This is a genomic window from Klebsiella grimontii, from assembly GCF_042137965.1.
GTDB lineage: Bacteria > Pseudomonadota > Gammaproteobacteria > Enterobacterales > Enterobacteriaceae > Klebsiella > Klebsiella grimontii.
Window position 1 is genome coordinate 3,281,817 of record NZ_CP169721.1, and the last position, 20,822, is coordinate 3,302,638.

Here is a 20,822-nt window from a genome sequence, read left to right on the forward strand (position 1 = left end):
GCGGTTATGCGCAGTATGTTGGTCTTCGCTTTACTGCTGCTCTCCCCGCTGGCCGCCAGCGCGGGATGGCAATCCACGCAACAAGAAGCCCGCGACCAGACGGTGTGGTTCAACGCCTGGGGCGGCGACCCGGCGGTTAACCGCTATCTCGACTGGGTCAGCGACGAGGTGAAGCGCGACTACGCTATCGACCTGCGCATCGTGCATATTGCCGATGCCGCCGATGCGGTCAAGCGTATCCAGAGCGAAGCCCGCGCCGGACGCAGTCAAGGTGGTTCCATCGACCTGCTGTGGGTGAACGGCGAAAACTTCCGCACCCTGAAAAACGCCAGGCTGCTGCAAACCCGCTGGGCGGAAACCCTGCCTAACTGGCGCTTCGTCGATACGCAAAAGCCGGTGCGCGAGGATTTCTCCCTTCCGACCGACGGCGCGGAGTCTCCGTGGGGCGGCGCGCAGCTCACCTTTATCGCCCGTCGTTCACAAACGCCCGACGCGCCGCAAAATCCGCAGGCGCTGCTGGCTTTCGCCGCCGCGCATCCCGGCAGCGTCACCTATCCGCGTCCGCCGGATTTTACCGGTACCGCGTTTCTTGAACAGCTGCTGCTGACGCTGACCCCGCAGCCCGACGCCCTGCGCCAGCCGCCTGAGGAGGCCACCTTCGCCGCCGTGACCGCGCCGCTGTGGCGCTATCTTGACCAGCTTCACCCTCTGCTGTGGCGACAGGGCCGCGACTTCCCGGCTTCGCCCGCCCGCATGGATGCCATGCTGAAGAGTGGAACCCTCAGGCTTTCCATCACCTTTAATCCATTGCACGCGCAGCAAAAAGCGGCCAGCGGCGAGCTGCCGAAAGACAGCTACGGCTTCGGCTTCAGCGAGGGGATGCTCGGCAACGTCCATTTTGTGGCGATCCCGGCCAATGCCCGGGCGACGGCGGGAGCGAAAGTAGTCGCTAATTTCCTGCTCTCGCCGCAGGCCCAGCTGCGCAAGGCCGACCCGACGGTATGGGGCGACCCCAGCGTGCTGGATCCGGCGAAATTAACGGAGAAGGAGCGGCAGGCCTTTAATGCCGTTGTGCCGCAGGATATACCGCCGATGCAGGGTGAACCGCACGCGGCCTGGGTTGACGCGCTGGAGCAGGAATGGCTGCGCCGCTACGGCACGCACTAAGGCTGCTGACCTGGGCCGCCGTCGCGCTGATCTATCTGCCGCTGCTGCCGGCCGCGGCGCTGATGGCGCTTCCGGCTCTTCGCCTCTCCCTCTGGCAATCGCTATTTGCCGACCCGCAGTTTGGCCAGGCGCTGGCGGCGACTCTCGTCTCAACCCTGCTGTCGGTGGGCGGCGCGCTGATCATCACGCTCACCGTCGTGGCCGCGCTCTGGCCGTCGGGCGGCTGGCGACGGCTGGCGGCCAGGCTTCCGCTGCTGCTGGCGGTGCCCCACGTGGCCTTCGCTACCGCCGCTCTGCTGCTGTTTGCCGAAAGCGGCTGGCTCTCTCGCCTTTTCCCACTCTTTTCCCCGCCGATCGACCGCTACGGCATCGGCCTGGGCCTGACTATGGCGATGAAAGAGAGCGCGTTCCTGCTGTGGGTGGTTTACGGTCTGCTGGGTGAAAAACGCCTGGCCGAACAGGCAACGGTATTAAAAAGCCTCGGCTACGGACGCTGGCAGTGCCTGACGTGGTTGGTGTTACCCACCCTGCTTCCGGCGCTGTCGGTAGTGCTGCTGGCGACTGCCGCCTGGAGCCTTTCGGCGGTCGACGTCGCGCTGGTGATCGGGCCCGGCAACCCGCCGACCCTGGCGGTGCTGGCCTGGCAATGGTTAAGCCAGGGCGATGAGCGCCAGCAGGCGAAAGGCGCCCTCGCCAGTCTGATACTGCTGCTGGCCCTCGCCATGATGGCGCTGGCGGCATGGGGAGTCTGGCGTCTCTGGCGACGACGGATCCCGCCGGTTGAGGGGATCCGTCGCCCGCAGCCGCGGGCGCTCGCCGGGAAAAGCTTCGCCCTTCTTCTGCCGCTGTGCGGGGTGGCCTGCGCCCTGCTGCTTGCCGCGGCGGCGCAGAATAGCCAGCCGGTCCACGATAGCGTCGGCAACAGCCTGTGGCTTGGGCTATGCTCAGCAGCGATCGGCGCGGTCATCTGTCTGCTATGGCTGGCGCTGGGCCCCTCCCGCTTCGGCGAATGGATCTGGCTGCCGCTGATTTTACCGGCGCTGCCGCTGGTGGACGGCCAATATCAGCTGGCGCTGTATACGTGGCTGGACGGCGAGCGGCTCACCGTTTTATGGGGGCATCTGCTGTGGGTCGTACCGTGGATGCTGTTTATTCTGCGTCCCGCGTGGCGCGCTCGCGATCCGCGCGCGGAGCTGGTCGCCCGCACCCTCGGCTGGCAACGAGGCCGCATCTTCTGGCTGGTCACCTTACCTGCCCTGACCCGTCCGCTGCTGACGGCGCTGGCGGTGGGCTTTTCGGTAAGCATCGCACAATATCTGCCGACGTTATGGCTGGGAGGCGGACGGGTTGCGACCCTGACCAGCGAAGCGGTGGCGCTGAGCAGCGGCGGCGATACCTCCACCCTCGCCGCGCAGGCGCTGTGGCAGCTGCTGTTACCGGCGCTGTTTTTTGCCGCCACCGCGCTGCTGGCCTGGCTGATCGGCCGCTATCGACAAGGATTACGCTAATGTTGATCGTCAAAAAACTCACCCTGCGCCTCAACGGAGAGCCGCTGCTGCGCAACGTCGATTTTTCCGTTGCTCCCGGCGAGGTCCTGACCCTGATGGGGTCATCCGGTAGCGGCAAATCAACGCTCTTCTCCTGGATGGTCGGTGCGCTGGAAGAGAGTTTCTGCGCCGCCGGCGAGCTGTGGCTGGATAACCAGCGCTGCGACAGTTTACCCACCGAGCGGCGGCGTATCGGCATTCTGTTGCAGGACGCGCTGCTGTTCGACCACTTCAGCGTCGGGCAAAATCTGCTGCTGGCGCTGCCCGCTGACGTCCAGCGTTCCCAGCGTAAACCCCGGGTAGAACAGGCGCTGGAGCGTGCCGGGTTAGCGGGGTTCTACAGGCGAGATCCGGCAACCCTTTCCGGCGGCCAGCGGGCGCGGGTCAGCCTGCTGCGCGCCCTGCTGGCCCGGCCGCGGGCGCTGCTGCTGGATGAGCCGTTTAATCGTCTCGACGTGGCGCTGCGCGCCGATTTTCGCCGCTGGGTGTTCAACGAACTGGCGCGGCAGGCGATCCCCGCGGTGCTGGTCACGCATGATGACCAGGATACGCCCGTCGGAGGACGCTGCTTGCATATGAGGCTCTGGCAATGAAAGCCTGCGCTATCGCAAAGAATTATCCGCTAATAACGCGGAGAATTGCCGCTCAATTTTCTACTGCCGGGCATTTCGATGAAACGTGTTTCTCAACTGACCGCACTCGCCCTGCTGATGGGGCTTGCTGCCGCTGCCACCTCCGCCGCTGACGCCATGCCGACGCTAACGCTCTCCACGCTGCAACAGCACAACGGCGTCGCCATTGATACGCGTCTTAGCGCTTTCTATAACGGTTGGCCGCAAGGCGCCAACGGCCCTCAGGGCCATGAACCGCAGGCGCTCAACCTCGCCGCCGGCTGGCTTGGCGCGATGACCGACGAACAGCTGGGCGCCTGGGCTAAGCTGCACAATCTGCAGGCCTCAACGCCGATTGCGCTGTACGGCGACGCCGACGACAACGCGAAAGTCGCGGCGCGCCTTAAGGCCGCAGGTTTCACTCATCTCAGCTCGCTTGGCGATGCCCTGAGCCAGGCGGAGCGCCTGCAGAAGCTGCCGCATTTTGAGCAGTTGGTGTATCCGCAGTGGTTGCACGATCTTCAGCAAGGTAAAGCGGTGGCCGCCGCCCCTGCCGGGAAATGGAAAGTGTTTGAAGCCGCCTGGGGCGCGCCGAAGCTGTATCTGCTGAGCCATATTCCGGGCGCCGGGTATATCGATACCAACGAGGTGGAGAGCGAGCCGCTGTGGAATAAAGTCTCCGACGCGCAGCTTAAAGCGATGCTGGCAAAACACGGTATTCGCCACGATACCACGGTGATTTTGTACGGTCGCGACGTGTATGCCGCCGCCCGCGTGGCGCAGATCATGCTTTACGCCGGAGTGAAGGATGTGCGCCTGCTCGACGGCGGCTGGAAAACCTGGTCCGACGCCGGACTGCCGGTCGAGCGCGGAACGCCGCCGAAGCAAAAACCCGAGCCGGAGTTCGGCGCGGCGATCCCGGGCCAGCCGCAGCTGATGCTCAATACCGAGCAGGCTCGCGCCCTGCTGCACCGTCAGGACGCCTCGCTGGTGAGCATTCGTTCCTGGCCGGAGTTTATCGGCACCACCAGCGGCTACAGCTATATCAAGCCGATGGGGGAAATTGCCGGCGCCCGCTGGGGCCATGCCGGAAGCGACTCCACCCATATGGAAGATTTCCATAATCCGGACGGCACCATGCGCAGCGCAGATGATATCGCCACGATGTGGAAATCATGGAATATTCTGCCGAGCCAGCAGGTCGCTTTCTACTGCGGTACCGGCTGGCGCGCTTCAGAAACCTTTATGTACGCCCGGGCGATGGGCTGGAACAACGTCTCGGTCTACGACGGCGGCTGGTACGAGTGGAGCAGCAACCCGAAAAACCCGGTCTCTCGTGGAGAACGCGGCCCGGAGAGCAGCAAGTAATTCGCTAATTGGCAACATGCGCTACGTGGAAGCATCAGGCCCGGCGCGTTTCCCGGAGGCGGCGCGCGGGCTACCGCGTTCCGCAGACGGCTGTGACCCCGTAGCCCGGCTAAGCGCAGCGCGAGCCGGGAAAAACCGGCTCATCAATCTCTGACCTGCTTCAGGGTCAGGTATCCGCTCCACACCCGTGTAAAGGTCGTCAGCCAGCACAGCGCGCCAAACATCCACGCCAGCCACGCAAAGCACGCCGGGAACAGACAGCTCAGCACAAACAGCGCGATAGTTTCCGTCCCTTCCGTCAGCCCGCCAAGGTAATAAAACGATTTGTGGGCGTAGCCCGGGTTATCGATCTGATGCTTTGCCGCCAGCACGGCAAAGGCAAGAAAGCTGCTGCCGGTGCCGATAAAAGCGAACAGCAGCCAACCGCCCGCCAGCGCGTTGTGGGCCGGATCGGCTAGAATAAAACCAAACGGCACCAGGGCGTAAAACAGGAAATCGAGCGAAATATCGAGAAAACCGCCCGCATCGGTCAATCCGCGTCGCCGGGCCAGCGCGCCGTCTAAGCCGTCCAGCAGGCGATTGAGCACAATCGCCGCCAGGGCCGCCTGATACCAGCCCAGGGCTAAAAACGGCAGCGCCAGCACGCCAATCGCAAAGCCAAATAGCGTCAGGCCGTCGGGGGAAATAGCCGGACGATCCAGCAGGGCGGCGGCGGCGTTGAGGACAGGTTTTAGACGAGGATGCAAATGACGGTCAAGCACAAAGTCTCTCCAGCGGATTCAGGGTTGTTTGATGGGGACAAGGACGGTGATAATAGGCCATTATCCCGTACAGAACGATGATTCACATGCCAAAAAACCTTGATGTTGTTGCCGCCATTATCGAACGCGATGGGCACATTCTGCTGGCGCAGCGGCCGCCCCACGCGGATCAGCCGGGAATGTGGGAGTTTGCCGGCGGAAAAGTCGAACCTGGCGAAACCCAGGCCCAGGCGCTGGCGCGTGAGCTGCAGGAGGAGCTGGCGATCGACGCCCGGCCGGAATGCTACATCGCCAGCCACCTGCGCGAAGTGTCCGCCCGCCTGATTCATCTTCACGCCTGGTGGGTTCCACATTTTCACGGCGAACCCATCGCCCGCTACCACAGCCAGCTGCGCTGGTGTTCACCCCAGGAGGCGTTTACCTTCAACCTTGCGCCAGCCGATATTCCCCTGCTCGAAGCCTTTATCGCCCGGCGCGCCGCTCTCCCTTCCCGCTAATTTTGTCTGGCGGCAGTCATCGCTTTTGATTATGAGCACCGCCTGATTATAAATTTTGCTTTCTGAACAATTTTTCCTTGCTTAACTAACGATTTCCGATGGTATAGTCGGAAAATCGGCTTTTTCAAGGGCCGAATCATAATAAATAGACGCAACCACAACCATAAGGGGAACTTATATCTATGGATCAGACGTGCACTCTGGAAGGTTTTCTCGCCCGCGTTCAACAGCGCGATCCAAATCAAACTGAATTTGCTCAGGCGGTCCGCGAGGTGATGACCACCCTGTGGCCATTTCTTGAGGAAAATCCGCGCTATCGTCAGATGAATTTGCTGGAACGTCTGGTTGAACCGGAGCGTGCCATCCAGTTCCGCGTCGTTTGGGTTGATGACCGCAATCAGGTTCAGGTTAACCGCGCCTGGCGCGTGCAGTTCAACTCCGCCATCGGCCCTTATAAGGGCGGTATGCGTTTCCACCCCTCCGTAAACCTGTCGATTCTGAAATTCCTCGGTTTTGAACAAACCTTCAAAAACGCTCTGACCACCCTGCCAATGGGCGGCGGTAAAGGCGGCAGCGACTTCGATCCTAAAGGCAAAAGCGATGGCGAAGTGATGCGTTTCTGCCAGGCGCTGATGACCGAACTGTATCGCCACCTCGGCCCGGATACCGACGTGCCGGCCGGTGATATCGGCGTAGGCGGGCGTGAAGTGGGCTTTATGGCCGGGATGATGCGTAAGCTCTCCAACAACAGCGCCTGCGTATTCACCGGTAAAGGCCTCTCCTTCGGCGGCAGCCTGATTCGTCCGGAAGCCACCGGTTACGGTCTGATTTACTTCACCGAAGCGATGCTTAAGCGCCACGGTTTAGGCTTTGAAGGGGCTCGCGTCGCGGTGTCCGGCTCGGGCAACGTGGCGCAGTACGCGATTGAAAAAGCCATGGAGCTCGGCGCGCGGGTGATTACGGCTTCCGACTCCAACGGTACCGTGGTTGACGAAGCCGGCTTCACCAAAGAAAAACTGGCGCGCCTGATCGACATTAAAGAGCGCAGCCACGGCCGCGTGGCGGATTACGCGCGCGAGTTCGGCCTGACCTATCTTGAAGGCAAACAGCCGTGGTCCGTGCCGGTGGATATCGCGCTGCCGTGCGCCACGCAAAACGAGCTGGACGTCGACGCTGCCCGTCAGCTGATCGCCAACGGCGTGAAGGCCGTCGCCGAAGGCGCCAATATGCCAACCACTATCGCAGCGACCGATCTGTTCCTCGAAGCGGGCGTGCTTTTTGCGCCGGGTAAAGCGGCGAACGCCGGCGGCGTAGCCACCTCGGGCCTGGAAATGGCGCAGAACGCCGCGCGCATGGGCTGGAAAGCGGAGAAAGTGGACGCTCGTCTGCACCACATCATGCTGGATATCCACCACGCCTGCGTTGAGTACGGCGGCGAAGCGAAGCAGACCAACTACGTACGCGGCGCGAACATCGCCGGTTTCGTGAAGGTCGCCGACGCGATGCTGGCGCAGGGCGTGATTTAAGACGGATATTTCTTCGAACCCGGCGCAAGTTCGGATGATATCGAGATAAACCCCGGTTTCCCGGGGTTTTTTATTGCGGGCTTTCCGCCGCGGGGCCGGAGGCGGATTTTTTATCTTTCGCTTTGGCTCGGCCTTTCCCCTTACTAAAGCTTTTCTTGCCGTCGCCCGGCGCCACAATTCCGCGGAAGCGGCGTACCGGCGTGCTCCTGGCCTGGTCGATAAGCTGGAACAGGGTACCGACCAGCGGCTGCATAAAGTCCTGATAGCGGCACTGCTTCTCGCTGATTTGCGTCAGAATCGACTCCCAGTGGGCGGTCATATCCGGGCGCGTCGCCATTTCAGGCAGCGAATGGAACAGCGCCTTCCCGGCGTCGGTTGAGTGGATATAGCGCCCTTTCTTGGTTAAGAAGCCGCGCTTGAACAACAGTTCGATAATGCCGGCGCGGGTCGCCTCCGTACCGAGGCCGTCCGTTGCGCGCAGGATCTTCTTCAGGTCTTTATCCTGCACAAAGCGGGCGATGCCGGTCATCGCCGACAGCAGCGTGGCGTCGGTAAAGTGACGCGGCGGCTGGGTCTGCCGCTCCACCACTTCGCCTTTTTCGCACAGCAGCTCGTCATCTTTTGCCACCACCGGCAGCGGCATGCCGTCGTTCTCTTCGTCGCGCTCTTTATTGCCCAGCAGGGTTCGCCAGCCCGCTTCCGCCAGAAAACGCGCTTTGGCAACGAACTTGCCGTTGGCGATGTCGAGATCGATCTGACATTTGCGGAACACCGCATCCGGGCAGAACTGCATCAGATACTGGCGGGCAATCAGGCCGTAAACCTTCTCTTCGTTGTCACTGAGCTTCACCTGCGAGCTGCGGGCGGTCGGAATAATCGCGTGGTGGGCATCAACCTTTTTATCGTCCCAGCAGCGGTTGCGGATCTCCGGATCCACCACCGGCTGCGGCAGCAGATCCGCCGCGTGCACGCTGATGGCGTTCAGCACCGCATGGCGCCCGGCAAAATGCTCTTCCGGCAGGTAGCGGCTATCCGAACGCGGATAGGTAATCAGTTTATGGGTTTCATACAGCTTCTGGCAGATATCCAGCACGTTCTGCGCGCTAAAGCCGAAGCGCTTCGCGGCTTCAATCTGCAGCGCCGAGAGGGAGAACGGCAGCGGCGCTGGCTCAGAGTCCCGCTTATCGTTATAAGCGGTGACCGTCGCCGGCTGGCCCTCAATGCGCTTGACGACGTGCTCGGCAAGCGAGCGATGCAGCAACCGTCCCTCTTCATCCTGATACGGTTCACAGGCCTCGCTGGGCACCCAGGTGGCGACAAAACGTTCATCCTTGGGGGTAACGATATGCGCCTTTACGTCGAAGAAATCTTTAGCGACGAAGTTTTCAATCTCTTCATCGCGGCGTACCACCAGCCCCAGCACCGGCGTTTGCACGCGTCCGACCGATAGCACCCCTTGATAACCGGCGTTACGGCCAAGGATGGTGTACGCGCGGGTCATATTGATCCCGTACAACCAGTCGGCGCGGGCGCGGGCCAGCGCCGAGACGCACAGGGGTACAAATTCGCTGTTGGCGCGCAGGCGGTTAATCGCCCGCTCCACCGCCTGCGGGTTAAGATCGTTGATCAGACAGCGCTGCACCTGCTGACGCTTTTCCGGCGCCAGCTGCAGATAGTCAAGTACCTCATCCACCAGCAGTTGACCCTCTCTGTCCGGGTCACCGGCATGAATGACTTCCTGCGCATCGCCGAGCAGACGCTTAATCACGTTAAGCTGTTTGGTCACCGATGGCTTAGGCTGGAGCTGCCACTTTTCCGGCACGATCGGCAGGTCGAGCAGGTTCCAGCGCGCATAGCGCGCATCATAGACATCGGGCTGGGCCTGCTCCAGCAGGTGGCCGATGCACCAGGTGACCACCTGCCCGTTACCGCACTCAATATAGCCGTCACCTTTGCGATGCGGTTTTGGCAGCACCTCGGCGATGGCGCGGCCGAGACTCGGTTTTTCTGCAATAAACAGCCGCATGAAATCAACGGATCTCAATCATGGGGCGTCCGCCGCGGGCGGTTACCAGCTCGCCGATAGCGCTAAGCGTGATACCAAACTCAGCGGCGGCTGCCTGCACCTCAGCCTCGGCTTCCGGCGCTACCGCCAGCAGCAGACCGCCGGAGGTTTGCGGATCGCACAGCAGATCGCGCCACTCTGGCGGCATATCGCCCATCAGATGACCGTAGCTGGCGAAATTACGCCCGGTACCGCCCGGCACCGCGCCCGCCGCGATGTAGGCTTCCACGCCGGGCAGTTTCGGGATATCCGCATAGGTAAGCTGCGCCTGTACGCCCGCGCCGCGGCACACTTCGCTGAGATGGCCCAGCAGCCCGAAGCCGGTCACATCGGTCATCGCCTTCACGCCGTCGATATGGGCAAATGCCGAGCCAACGAGGTTCATCTGGCACATGGTTTCCGTCGCCAGCCCCTGGTGCTCTGGCTTCAGCAGCGACTTTTTCTCCGCGGTGGTCAGCACGCCAATACCCAGCGGTTTAGTGAGATACAGCTTGCAGCCGGCCTGCGCGGTGCTGTTTTTCTTCACCCGCTCGGTCGGAACCACGCCGGTCACCGCAAGACCGAAGATGGGTTCAGGCGCATCAATCGAGTGGCCCCCGGCCAGCGCGATCCCCGCCTGCTGGCAGGCAAAACGACCGCCCTCAACCACCTGACGGGCAATTTCCGGCGCCAGGGTATTGATGGGCCAGCCGAGAATAGCGATCGCCATAATCGGCTTACCGCCCATGGCGAAAATATCGCTGATGGCGTTGGTCGCCGCGATGCGCCCAAAGTCGAACGGATTGTCGACGATCGGCATAAAAAAGTCGGTGGTGCTGACGATCGACGTACCGTTGCCGAGATCGTAGACGGCGGCATCATCGCTGGTTTCGTTGCCCACCAGCAGATTTGGGTCGATAAATTTGGCCTGGTCGCTTTGCAGGATAGTTTCCAGCACTTTAGGGGAAATTTTACACCCGCAACCGGCTCCGTGGCTGTATTGCGTTAAACGAATGGTTTGCTCGCTCATGGACATCTCCTGTCATTGCAATCCCGCTATGGTAGCGCCCAAACGGCGGAGTGGTAAGTGCGACAGTCCGAAATCGCGTATGGTTGCTCATTAAGCAGACAAAAAACCGATTTTGCGATGCGGGCCCGCTTTTTCAACGTGATTTTACCCTTTACTAAAAAATGACAGAAATATGACAAGCATAAATTCTGTTTTCTCTGGACATATAACAACGTAAGGAAATTTTAATGAAAAAGCGTGTTCTCGCCGTTTGCCTGGCCAGTTTCTTCTCCATCAACGCTTTCGCCCTGGTTCCCGCCGGTAACGACGTCACCACCAAGCCCGATCTCTACTATCTGACCAATGCGCAGGCTATCGACAGCCTCGCGCTGCTACCGCCGCCGCCGGAGGTGGGCAGTATCGCGTTTTTAAACGATCAGGCAATGTATGAGAAAGGACGCCTGCTGCGCGGCACCGAGCGCGGCAAACTGGCGGCGGAAGACGCAAACCTGAGCGGCGGCGGCGTCGCCAACGCCTTCTCCGGTGCCTTCGGCTCGCCTATTACCGCCAAAGATGCGCCGGAGCTGCACAAGCTGCTCACCAACATGATTGAAGATGCCGGCGACCTGGCGACGCGTGGGGCGAAGGAGAAATACATGCGCATTCGCCCCTTTGCGTTTTATGGCGTCGCCACCTGTAACACCAAGGAACAGGATACGCTATCGAAAAACGGCTCCTACCCTTCCGGCCACACCTCTATCGGCTGGGCCACCGCGCTGGTGCTGGCTGAGATTAATCCCCAGCGGCAAAACGAAATCCTTAAGCGCGGCTTTGAGCTGGGCGAAAGCCGGGTGATCTGCGGCTATCACTGGCAGAGCGACGTCGACGCGGCGCGTATCGTCGGTTCGGCAGTGGTTGCCACGCTGCATACCAATCCGGCCTTCCAGCAGCAGCTGCAGAAAGCGAAAGACGAATTCGCGAAACGACAGAAGTAACGTCGTCCGCGGTTTGGTAGATACTGTGAACGCCTGCAACTCTTTTCACCACTGTCATCTTCTCCGGCTCCCGGATGACAGGCACAACAAACGACAGCGACATCCCGCGCTGTCGTTTCATCCGGCACGCTTTCTTACGCTATCAACAGCTCATGCTGTGACGCATCGAACGCCTTTCCTGACTTCAGTACACCGTACGCCACCTGCGCCAGCTTTCGCATCATCGCCCCTATGATGACTTTCGCACGCTTACCATTCCCTTCCAGCCTTTTCCTGAACGCTTTTCCCCACGCCGTATGGTACAGCGCCGATAACGCTGGCATGTATAGCGCTTTGCGCAGATGAACCGGTCCCGCTTTGCTCATCCGGCTCGCCCGCATCACGCTGCTGCCTGACTCATGCTGCACCGGCGTCAGTCCTGCATACGCCGCGAACTGCCGCCCTGTACCGAACTTCAGCTTCAGGCCCGTATACGCCAGCAGAACCGCCGCCGTTTTCTCTCCGATGCCCGGGATACTGTTCAGCAGCTTCCGCCGTTGTTTCATATCCGGGTCATTATCCGTCAGGTCTTTTATCTGTTTTTCGATACGCGCCAGCTCCGCGCTCAGACACCCCAGCAGGATATCAATGCTGGTCAGCTGAACTTCCGGCGCGGTTTCCCGCCGGTTTTTCTCCTGTGTCTGCATCTCTGTCAGCGCCTGATGGCGTAACACCAGGGCTTTCAGTGCCCGCTCTGTCGGATGGGGGGCCTCCCAGGCTGGCGGGCGTTTTTCCCGGCAGAAGTGAGCCAGCATACGGGCGTCCACTTTGTCGGTTTTACTGCGCAACCCCTCACTCTGTGCGAAAGCTTTACTGAGGGCGGGGTTGATGACGGACACGGTATACCCGGCATCACTCAGATGCGCGGCCGCGTCTTCCATGTAGGTGCTGGTGGATTCCATGCAGACATGGGCACGGTTCACATCATGGCCGCGAAGCCAGCGGACCAGCGCTTCGTGCCCGGAGAGGGTATTGTCAAATTTTTTACAACGATGCCGGCCATCAGGGCGAAGAATATCGACATCCAGTTTAGCTTTGGCGACATCAATACCGATGAAGTGGAGTTCATTTTCCATAGTGAAACCAACCTTGCGAATACGGGTTACCGGTGAAAGCCGGTCCATGATACTGTCCGGTTTATCACATGAGAAAGAACGGCGGTCCGGTGCAAAGGATCTACGGAACAGGCGCGAAAGCCTAAGCCCGGACACGGCATCCGGACCGCCATCAGAGAGAACTGGCCGGTTCTTTCTGACGGGTTAATCATACAAGCCCGGACAGGCGCGCCAGCACCGCCTCCGGGAAAGGCGTCGAGTCTGATACGCTGGCACTACTTCCAGCCGGCTCGCGCTGCGCTTAGCCGGGCTACAACCCGAGGCGGCGGTGAGCCGGGCCCGCCCGGCATAAAGAACGAACTCAGAAGCGCGTCACGAACGGCGCGGTATCCGGCAAAGCGATCGTTGTTGAAGCTTTGAGCTGCGGGGTCCCCAGATAGAGAAATCCCACGATTTTATCCTGCTCGCGGCAGGCAAACCCTTCGCGTACAACCGGGCTTTCGGTTAACGCGCCGCTGCGCCAGATGCCGTTATACCCCTGCGCCACGGCCGCCATCTGCATGGCCATCACCGCGCAGCCTGCCGACATCTCCTGTTCCCATTTGGGTACTTTCGGATGTTCTTCACAGCGCGCCACCACCGCAATGATCAGCGGCGCGCGAAACGGCGCGCTGCGGGCTTTTTCAATCGCTTTTTCATCTCCGCCTGCCGCCACCGCGCCTTTTTCCAGCAGTTGGCTGAAGCGCTCGCGCCCTTCATCAGCGATAATGAAGAAGCGCCACGGCTGTAGCGTCCCGTGGTCCGGCGCGCGCAGGCCGGCGCGCAGGATGTTTTCCAGCTGTTCGCCCGCCGGCGCCGGGTCGGTCAGACGTGAAGCGCTGCGGCGATTAACCAGTAGTTCGAGAGCATCCATCTGTATAACTCCTGTGATGTGATTTTTCACAAAATTAACATGAGCAAGGATTTTGTTACAGCCCAACGGGTGATTCCTGCTGACAACCGACGGCACTCTCATTAGGATAGCCAGACGCGGCGGCCCCTGCGGCTCGCCCATTTTTGATTATGGTTAGGGAGAATACATGCGAACTCTTTGGCGACTGCTCGCCGGATTTTTTAAATGGACATGGCGCGTGCTCAATTTCATTCGCCAGCTCGCACTGAACGTGGTTTTCCTGGTGCTGGTGCTGGCCTGCGTCGGCATCTGGGCCCAGTTCAGCAGCACAACGACAGAGCACAGTACCCGCGGCGCGCTGCTGCTGGATATCACCGGCGTGGTGGTCGATAAACCCTCGGCCAGCAGCAAGCTTGGCGTAATTGGCCGCCAGCTGTTTGGCGCCAGCTCCGATCGCCTGCAGGAAAACTCGCTGTTCGATATTGTGCAGACCATTCGCCAGGCGAAAGACGACCGCAATATCACCGGTATCGTGCTGGATCTGAAGAACTTTGCCGGCGGCGATCAGCCATCGATGCAGTATATCGGTAAAGCGCTGCGCGAATTCCGCGATAGCGGCAAGCCGGTATATGCCATCGGCAGCAGCTACAGCCAGGGTCAGTACTATCTCGCCAGCTTCGCCAATAAGATCTGGCTTTCGCCGCAGGGCGAAGTAGACCTGCACGGCTTCGCGACCAACGGCCTGTACTATAAATCGCTGCTCGACAAGCTCAAGGTATCGACCCATGTGTTCCGCGTCGGCACCTATAAGTCAGCGGTAGAACCGTTTATCCGCGACGATATGTCCCCGGCGGCGCGCGAAGCGGATAGCCGCTGGATCGGCGAGCTGTGGCAAAACTACCTCAACACCATTGCCGCCAACCGCCAGATCACCGCACAGCAGCTGTTCCCCGGCGCTCAGGGCGTGATTGACGGCCTGCGTAAAGTCGATGGCGACACGGCTAAATACGCGCTGGATAACAAGCTGGTTGACGAGCTGGGCACCTCCACCGAGGTCGAGAAAGCGCTGACTAAGCAGTTTGGCTGGAGTAAAGCGGATAACAACTACAGCGCGATCAGCTATTACGATTACAGCGTCAAAACGCCTGCCGACCAGGGTTCCGCGATTGCGGTTATCTTTGCTAACGGCGCGATTATGGATGGCGAAGAAACGCCGGGTAACGTCGGCGGCGACACCACCGCCGCGCAGATCCGCGACGCGCGCCTCGATCCGAAAGTGAAAGCGATCGTGCTGCGGGTAAACAGCCCGGGCGGCAGCGTCAGCGCCTCAGAAATGATTCGCGAAGAGCTGGCGGCAGCGAAAGCGGCCGGAAAACCGGTTGTGGTATCAATGGGCGGCATGGCGGCCTCCGGCGGTTACTGGATCTCCACCCCGGCGGATTATATCGTCGCGAACCCCAGCACCCTTACCGGCTCTATCGGTATCTTTGGGGTGATCAATACCGTCGAAAATACCCTCGGCTCGATTGGCGTCCATACCGACGGCGTGGCCACCTCGCCGCTGGCCGATGTCTCCACCACCAAAGCACTACCGCCGGAAGTGCAGCAGCTGATGCAGCTCAGCATCGAAAACGGCTACAAGCGCTTTATCACCCTGGTGGCGAACGCGCGTAAGAGCACGCCGGAGAAAGTCGACCAAATCGCTCAGGGCCACGTCTGGACCGGTGAAGATGCGAAAGCGAACGGCCTGGTCGACAGCCTTGGCGACTTTGACGACGCGGTGGCAAAAGCCGCCGAGCTGGCGAAGCTGAAACAGTGGCATATCAACTACTATCAGGAAGAGCCGACTTTCTTCTCGATGGTCGTCGATAGCCTGACGGGTTCCGTTCGCGCGGCGCTGCCGGCAGCGGTACAGGCGTATCTGCCCGCACCGGTCGCCGCGGCGGCCAATGCGGTGAAAACCGAGAGCGATAAGCTGGCGGCATTCAACGATCCGCAGAACCGCTACGCGTTCTGCTTAACCTGCGCCAATATTCGTTAATCCTCTGCCGCCCCATCCCGTGGGGCGGCATTTACTTTATTTTTTCTTCCGCCCCTCTATACTGCGCCTGTCTACGTTTAACCTAAGCGATGCTATGCAGAAGAAATCTATTTACGTTGCCTATACCGGCGGCACCATTGGTATGCAGCGTTCTGAACACGGCTATATCCCCGTTTCCGGCCATTTACAGCGCCAGCTGGCGTTGATGCCCGAGTTTCACCGCCCAGAGATGCCGGACTTCACCATTCATGAATACGCCCCGTTGATGGACTCTTCCGATATGACGCCGGAAGACTGGCAGCATATCGCCGACGATATTCGCGATCATTATGACCAGTACGACGGTTTCGTGATCCTCCACGGCACGGATACCATGGCGTTTACCGCCTCGGCGCTCTCCTTCATGCTGGAAAATCTGGGGAAACCGGTTATTGTGACAGGGTCACAAATTCCGCTCGCCGAGCTGCGCTCTGATGGCCAGATTAACCTGCTCAACGCGCTGTACGTCGCCGCCAACTACCCGATTAACGAAGTGTCGCTGTTCTTCAATAACCGCCTCTACCGCGGCAACCGCACGACGAAGGCCCATGCCGATGGCTTTAACGCCTTCGCCTCGCCCAACCTGGCGCCGCTGCTGGAAGCCGGCATCCACATTCGCCGGCTCGGCACGCCTCCCGCTCCGCACGGTAGCGGCGAACTGGTGGTTCATCCCATTACGCCGCAGCCGATTGGCGTGGTGACGATTTATCCCGGCATTTCCGCCGACGTGGTGCGCAACTTCCTGCGCCAGCCGGTCAAAGCGCTGATCCTGCGCTCCTATGGCGTTGGCAACGCGCCGCAGAACGGCGAATTTATTCAGGTCCTGACCGAGGCCAGCCAGCGCGGTATCGTGGTGGTTAATTTGACCCAGTGTATGTCTGGCAAGGTCAATATGGGCGGCTACGCCACCGGTAACGCGCTGGCGCAGGCTGGCGTAATTAGCGGTTTTGACATGACCGTCGAAGCCACGCTGACCAAGCTACACTATTTGCTGAGCCAGGATCTGGACGTGGCGGCTATCCGTCACGCCATGCAGGAGAATCTGCGCGGCGAACTGACACCCGATGAGTAAGGAGAAGCACATGACCCAGCGCGCGCTGCTACTGGTCGACTTACAAAATGATTTTTGCGCCGGCGGCGCACTTGCCGTCCCGCAGGGCGACAGTACGGTGGACGTCGCCAACCGGCTTATCGACTGGAGCCTGCAACGAGGCGAAACGGTGGTTGCCAGCCAGGACTGGCATCCGGCGAATCACGGCAGCTTTGCCAGCCAGCATCAGGTTGAGCCCTATACCCAGGGCGAGCTTGACGGCCTGAAGCAAACGTTCTGGCCGGATCACTGCGTGCAAAATAGCGAAGGCGCGGCGCTGCATCCGCTGCTCAAACAGCAAGATATTGCCGCCGTATTCCATAAAGGCGAAAATCCGTCCATTGACAGCTACAGCGCCTTTTTCGATAACGGTCACCGGCAGAAAACGCGGCTCGATGCGTGGCTGCGCGAGCGCGGCATTAACGAGCTAACGGTGCTGGGGCTCGCCACCGACTACTGCGTCAAGTTTACCGTGCTCGACGCCCTCAATCTGGGCTATACCGTCAACGTGATTACCGACGGCTGCCGCGGGGTGAATATTCAGCCGCAGGATAGCAATCTGGCGTTTATGGAGATGGCCGCCGCGGGGGCAACGCTGTATACGTTGGCGGACTGGGAAGAAACCCAGGTGTAAAATCCGCCGACAGGACGCCGTGCGGTCTTCCTCCCTGGGCGGCATAAAACGCCTTGCCCGGGCGACAGGTCCGCGCGGTTTCGTATCCTGGACAGACGCGCAGCATCGCCTCCGGGACTCCGCAAAAGCATCACCCAAGGCTTGAAATCTCTTCCAGCGAAACTTTGCGCGTTTCGATGCCAAAGCAAAACAGAATCAGCGCGCAAAGTACCAGCATGACGCCCAGGACGATAAAAACTCGAATCGAACCGTAGCGCGTCAGCAGGAGCGCGACGCCGTAAGGGGTAAATACCGCGACAATTCTTCCTATCGCGTTAACAAATCCCGAACCGCGTAGCCTGAGGTGCGTTGGCCACAGCTCCGGTACATACACCGCGGAAGCAAAGCAGACGTACATATACAGGAAAAAGATCATCACCAGACCATAGCTTAGAATGGCCCACTCCGCGGTCTGAATAGAGTAGACGTAACCGAGCAGTGCGATAATCATCAGCAGTGAGGAGCCAAATAATCGGCGCGGAAAACGATCGATAATCAGCGCGGCGATAAATATCCCCACCGGCGCGCCAATCATAATAATCGCGGTCATCAAGATAGATTTCGTCACGTCGATCCCCGAGTTGACGAAAATCGTTGGGATCCACACCGTGATGGTATAGAGCGAAATGTTCATAGCGATAAGGACCGTGATCGCCACCAGCGTCCGCCGCAGCATCTGGCCTTTAAAAAGTAGCCAGAACGAACCGCTCTCCGCGCACGGCTCCGCCGGGCCAGCCCCCTGCCAGGGCGGTAAGGTGATGCTTTTCTCTTTCTCGATTTGCAACTCCACCTGCAGGAGATGTTTTTCAGCGGCGTTTCGTTGCCCCTTGCCTGCGAGCCAGCGGGGCGACTCAATAAAATATTTCCCCGACAGATACCATGCCAGCAGCATTGCCGCGCCGCCGAGCAGAAACATCATCCGCCAGCTTAAAAAGGCGATCACCACGACGCCGATGGCCGCCGACAGCATGGGCGACCAGTTGCCGACAAACGACAGCCGGGCGGACCATTTTCCGCGCACCGCGGGCGGAATAAATTCGGTAAATGAGGCATAGCCCACCATGATCAGCGCTCCCATTCCGCAGCCCATCAGACAGCGGAAAAAGATAAGCCAGTACATGTTGGGGACAAATGTCGCCGCACAGGCAGAGATTCCAACGATAAGTAAATTCACGCGAAAGGCTTTGCGACGGCCAAGATAATCGCCCATAAAACCGCCGGTCAGCGATCCGATGAAGTAGCCAAACATCAGCGCTGAGGTGAATGTCGCATTCAGGTAATTATTTGACCAGCCGTTACTGACTAATTTTGCCAATACTATGTTGCCGGAATAGCTGAGAAAACCGGTGATTAATAAGCTGAAACTAATAATGCCGAAAATACGAAAATGAAATCGTGATAAGGGTAAGCGATCTAATCTTGCGCCGATAGGGTCACATTGTTCCATCTGGATGCCTCAAATTCAGCTAAAATTATTAAGTATGGCGTTCGCGGCAGAGTTAATTTTGCCGCGCGATCCATCATCATTAATTTTTTATGGCATTACCCAGGTGCAAACTAAAACAATATCGACACGACCAACGGTGACGTTAATAAACGAGTTGAATATTATTTTCTTTACAGAATGCAATCCACTGTGCACCCGGCGCCTTATTGGTAATAAGGTAATTAATATGACTAAAATCCACGAGCTGGACGAAAGCTTTACGATCGAACTTTGAATGGTCGACCAGCAGCGCCACTTCCGTTGCCTGGCGGATCATGGTTTTCTTGATTTCCGCTTCCGCTTCGTTAGAGTCCAGCGCCCCGCTTTGCATATCGAGACCCTTGCAGCTCATCACCATAATATCAACATGATAACGACTGATAATTTCCTTGGTGATCCGCCCCTGCAGCGACAGCGTATTTTTATTCAGCTCTCCGCCGGTGGAAACAACGTTTATTTCCGACTGCGCCAGTTCATGGAAGGCTTCCGCGGAATTGGTCAGCAGCGTGAGATCATTTCTTTCCTTCAGCAGTTTTAATAACTCCATCGCGGTACTGCTGGAATCAGCGGCCATAGTGGTCTTATTTTTAATAAACGGCAAGGCGTTACGGGCAATGACCTGTTTCTCTTCAAAATGAGACTTTGCGCGTTTATAAAAATGAACATTATCGGACAACGCGCTGGTATTTAATACTGCGCCGCCGTACGTGCGAGTCAAAAAACCTTCATCTTCAAGCTTTTCCAGATCGCGGCGAATCGTTTCCTCTGTGACCTGAAAAATTGCGCTTAAATTAGAAACCGCTACTTTCTTATCATTAGCCACCATTTGCTTAATGGCCTGAATTCTGTCTTTTGCCGCCACGGTAACACCTCTGTTTCCTGCAAAGTCATAATAAACCCCTGGTATCCGCCAGGTCATGTTTGTTTTAAAAATAACATGTCCGAATCACAGATTCCAATATTCTTTTACACAGAAACAGAGGTCAGTCACGCCGCGCTTATTGGGTCTCCAGCGCTTGCGCCATTTGTCTCATCAGTAATGAATCATCATCCGTCAGAGCGATGGTCAGCGCGTCGATATTCTCGCGCACCTGTTCGGGCGCCGTAGCGCCGCTAAGTAAGGTGATTAAATCGCTTTGCTTTAGGATCCACGCCAGCGCCAGGGCGGGGATGGCGCAGCGATATTTCTCGCACAGCGGCTGCCACTGCTCGAGCATATCAATCACGCGCAGCATATTTTCCCGCTGGAACCAGACTTTGTTGGCCCGCGCGCCGCCGGGAACATAATCCCGTGTGATAGTACCGGACAGCAGCCCCTGCTCGAGCGGCGAGTAGACCTGCACCACGATGCCGTTCTGCTGGCACAACGGCAGCAGCTCGGCTTCCAGCGCCCGGTCAAGGATGCTGTATTTGGCCTGCACGATATCCAGCTCGCCGTGTTTGAGATATTCCCTGATATGTCCGGCATCGACGTTCGCTGCGCCGATAGCGCGGATCTTTCCCTCTTTCTTTAGCGCGTTCAGCGTCGCTACGGTCTCCGCAATTGGCGTAAAGCAGGGTTCGACTGACTGCCAGTGGGTCATATAGATATCAATGGTGTCGATACCCAGCCTTTGCAGGCTGGCATCCACCTCTTCGCGAATCGACTCGGGCGTCAGGTTTTTATACAGCTGGCGATCCCCCACTTTATTAAACAGGCTTCCCGTCCGCTCCCAGACGATGCCGCATTTGGTCTCAACCACTATATCGCGGCGCGGCAGCTGCTTTAGCGCCTGACCAACAATCACTTCGCTATTGCCGAAGTTGTAGCCCGGCGCGGTATCAATCAGATTAATTCCGCAGCGATGCGCCTCAATAATGGTGTCGATGCAAATCCGCAGGTCGAGATCACCGTTCCATGCCGGGCCGCCGCCGATGGCCCATGTTCCTAATCCCATGCGGGAAAGCCTAATATCCGTACTGCCTAAAGGAATCATTTTCAT

18 protein-coding genes are annotated in these 20,822 nt (G+C 59.0%); 10 read left to right on the forward strand and 8 right to left on the reverse strand.

The window, feature by feature from the left end; genetic code table 11:
- The first annotated feature begins 6 nt into the window (after window positions 1-6).
- The 4 genes from ACE3MN_RS15475 to ACE3MN_RS15490 all read left to right on the forward strand — a co-directional run bounded on the left by ACE3MN_RS15475 (window position 7) and on the right by ACE3MN_RS15490 (window position 4,693).
- A complete protein-coding gene (locus ACE3MN_RS15475; RefSeq protein ID WP_102650153.1) occupies window positions 7-1,167 on the forward strand; it encodes an ABC transporter substrate-binding protein in 1,161 nt (386 codons plus the stop codon).
- Window positions 1,140-2,675 (forward strand): ABC transporter permease subunit, encoded by a 1,536-nt coding sequence (locus ACE3MN_RS15480; RefSeq protein WP_064342494.1) that lies wholly within the window; start codon window positions 1,140-1,142, stop codon window positions 2,673-2,675. Before ACE3MN_RS15475 ends, ACE3MN_RS15480 begins: the two co-directional genes overlap by 28 nt.
- Window positions 2,675-3,307 (forward strand): ATP-binding cassette domain-containing protein, encoded by a 633-nt coding sequence (locus tag ACE3MN_RS15485; protein WP_049131828.1) that lies wholly within the window; start codon window positions 2,675-2,677, stop codon window positions 3,305-3,307. The genes ACE3MN_RS15480 and ACE3MN_RS15485 overlap by 1 nt, the downstream gene beginning before the upstream one ends.
- A gap of 78 nt (window positions 3,308-3,385) precedes the next feature.
- Complete coding sequence (locus ACE3MN_RS15490; RefSeq protein ID WP_024359454.1) at window positions 3,386-4,693, forward strand: sulfurtransferase; 1,308 nt, start codon at window positions 3,386-3,388, stop codon at window positions 4,691-4,693.
- Window positions 4,694-4,836: 143 nt separating this feature from the next.
- Here the strand turns inward: ACE3MN_RS15490 and ACE3MN_RS15495 are convergent, their stop codons facing one another.
- Entirely contained in the window at window positions 4,837-5,454 is a 618-nt protein-coding gene (locus ACE3MN_RS15495; protein ID WP_102650152.1) for a CDP-alcohol phosphatidyltransferase family protein, read from the reverse strand.
- Between the two features lie 86 nt (window positions 5,455-5,540).
- On the opposite strand from ACE3MN_RS15495, the gene ACE3MN_RS15500 reads away from it, so the two are divergent.
- Together ACE3MN_RS15500 and gdhA are read left to right on the forward strand one after the other, a co-directional pair.
- Window positions 5,541-5,951: a pyrimidine (deoxy)nucleoside triphosphate diphosphatase gene (locus tag ACE3MN_RS15500; protein WP_102650190.1), complete on the forward strand. Its 411-nt coding sequence runs from the start codon at window positions 5,541-5,543 to the stop codon at window positions 5,949-5,951.
- 182 nt (window positions 5,952-6,133) lie between these two features.
- Window positions 6,134-7,477 carry an NADP-specific glutamate dehydrogenase gene (gene gdhA, locus ACE3MN_RS15505; protein WP_004138255.1) on the forward strand — a complete coding sequence of 448 codons (1,344 nt, stop codon included), beginning with the start codon at window positions 6,134-6,136 and terminating at the stop codon, window positions 7,475-7,477.
- 70 nt (window positions 7,478-7,547) lie between these two features.
- On the opposite strand, the gene ACE3MN_RS15510 is transcribed toward gdhA, so the two are convergent.
- Both ACE3MN_RS15510 and selD read right to left on the reverse strand, forming a co-directional pair.
- Complete coding sequence (locus tag ACE3MN_RS15510) at window positions 7,548-9,503, reverse strand: DNA topoisomerase III (RefSeq protein ID WP_004121401.1); 1,956 nt, start codon at window positions 9,501-9,503, stop codon at window positions 7,548-7,550.
- Between the two features lie 4 nt (window positions 9,504-9,507).
- On the reverse strand, window positions 9,508-10,551 hold the full coding sequence (selD, locus tag ACE3MN_RS15515; protein WP_024359457.1) for a selenide, water dikinase SelD: 1,044 nt from the start codon (window positions 10,549-10,551) through the stop codon (window positions 9,508-9,510).
- Window positions 10,552-10,778: 227 nt separating this feature from the next.
- Between selD and phoC the strand changes: the two genes are divergently transcribed.
- Window positions 10,779-11,525 (forward strand): acid phosphatase PhoC, encoded by a 747-nt coding sequence (gene phoC / locus ACE3MN_RS15520; protein ID WP_004138262.1) that lies wholly within the window; start codon window positions 10,779-10,781, stop codon window positions 11,523-11,525.
- Window positions 11,526-11,659: 134 nt separating this feature from the next.
- Here phoC and ACE3MN_RS15525 read toward each other — a convergent pair whose 3' ends face one another.
- Both ACE3MN_RS15525 and ACE3MN_RS15530 read right to left on the reverse strand, forming a co-directional pair.
- Entirely contained in the window at window positions 11,660-12,640 is a 981-nt protein-coding gene (locus ACE3MN_RS15525) for an IS110 family transposase (RefSeq protein ID WP_049130515.1), read from the reverse strand.
- A gap of 340 nt (window positions 12,641-12,980) precedes the next feature.
- Window positions 12,981-13,532, reverse strand: coding sequence for an NAD(P)H nitroreductase (locus ACE3MN_RS15530; protein ID WP_049087343.1), 552 nt, complete (start codon window positions 13,530-13,532; stop codon window positions 12,981-12,983).
- Between the two features lie 166 nt (window positions 13,533-13,698).
- Between ACE3MN_RS15530 and sppA the strand changes: the two genes are divergently transcribed.
- The 3 genes from sppA (at window position 13,699) to pncA (ending at window position 17,315) form a co-directional block, all read left to right on the forward strand.
- Window positions 13,699-15,552 (forward strand): signal peptide peptidase SppA, encoded by a 1,854-nt coding sequence (gene sppA / locus ACE3MN_RS15535; RefSeq protein ID WP_024359458.1) that lies wholly within the window; start codon window positions 13,699-13,701, stop codon window positions 15,550-15,552.
- A 94-nt stretch (window positions 15,553-15,646) separates the two neighbouring features.
- On the forward strand, window positions 15,647-16,663 hold the full coding sequence (gene ansA, locus ACE3MN_RS15540; protein WP_004138269.1) for an asparaginase: 1,017 nt from the start codon (window positions 15,647-15,649) through the stop codon (window positions 16,661-16,663).
- Window positions 16,664-16,673: 10 nt separating this feature from the next.
- Window positions 16,674-17,315 carry a bifunctional nicotinamidase/pyrazinamidase gene (gene pncA / locus ACE3MN_RS15545; protein ID WP_004138271.1) on the forward strand — a complete coding sequence of 214 codons (642 nt, stop codon included), beginning with the start codon at window positions 16,674-16,676 and terminating at the stop codon, window positions 17,313-17,315.
- Window positions 17,316-17,445: 130 nt separating this feature from the next.
- Here pncA and ACE3MN_RS15550 read toward each other — a convergent pair whose 3' ends face one another.
- The 3 genes from ACE3MN_RS15550 to ACE3MN_RS15560 all read right to left on the reverse strand — a co-directional run bounded on the left by ACE3MN_RS15550 (window position 17,446) and on the right by ACE3MN_RS15560 (window position 20,822).
- Window positions 17,446-18,801, reverse strand: coding sequence for an MFS transporter (locus ACE3MN_RS15550; protein WP_004138273.1), 1,356 nt, complete (start codon window positions 18,799-18,801; stop codon window positions 17,446-17,448).
- A 142-nt stretch (window positions 18,802-18,943) separates the two neighbouring features.
- Complete coding sequence (locus ACE3MN_RS15555) at window positions 18,944-19,702, reverse strand: DeoR/GlpR family DNA-binding transcription regulator (protein WP_004138274.1); 759 nt, start codon at window positions 19,700-19,702, stop codon at window positions 18,944-18,946.
- A gap of 136 nt (window positions 19,703-19,838) precedes the next feature.
- Window positions 19,839-20,822: an aldo/keto reductase gene (locus tag ACE3MN_RS15560; RefSeq protein WP_004138276.1), complete on the reverse strand. Its 984-nt coding sequence runs from the start codon at window positions 20,820-20,822 to the stop codon at window positions 19,839-19,841.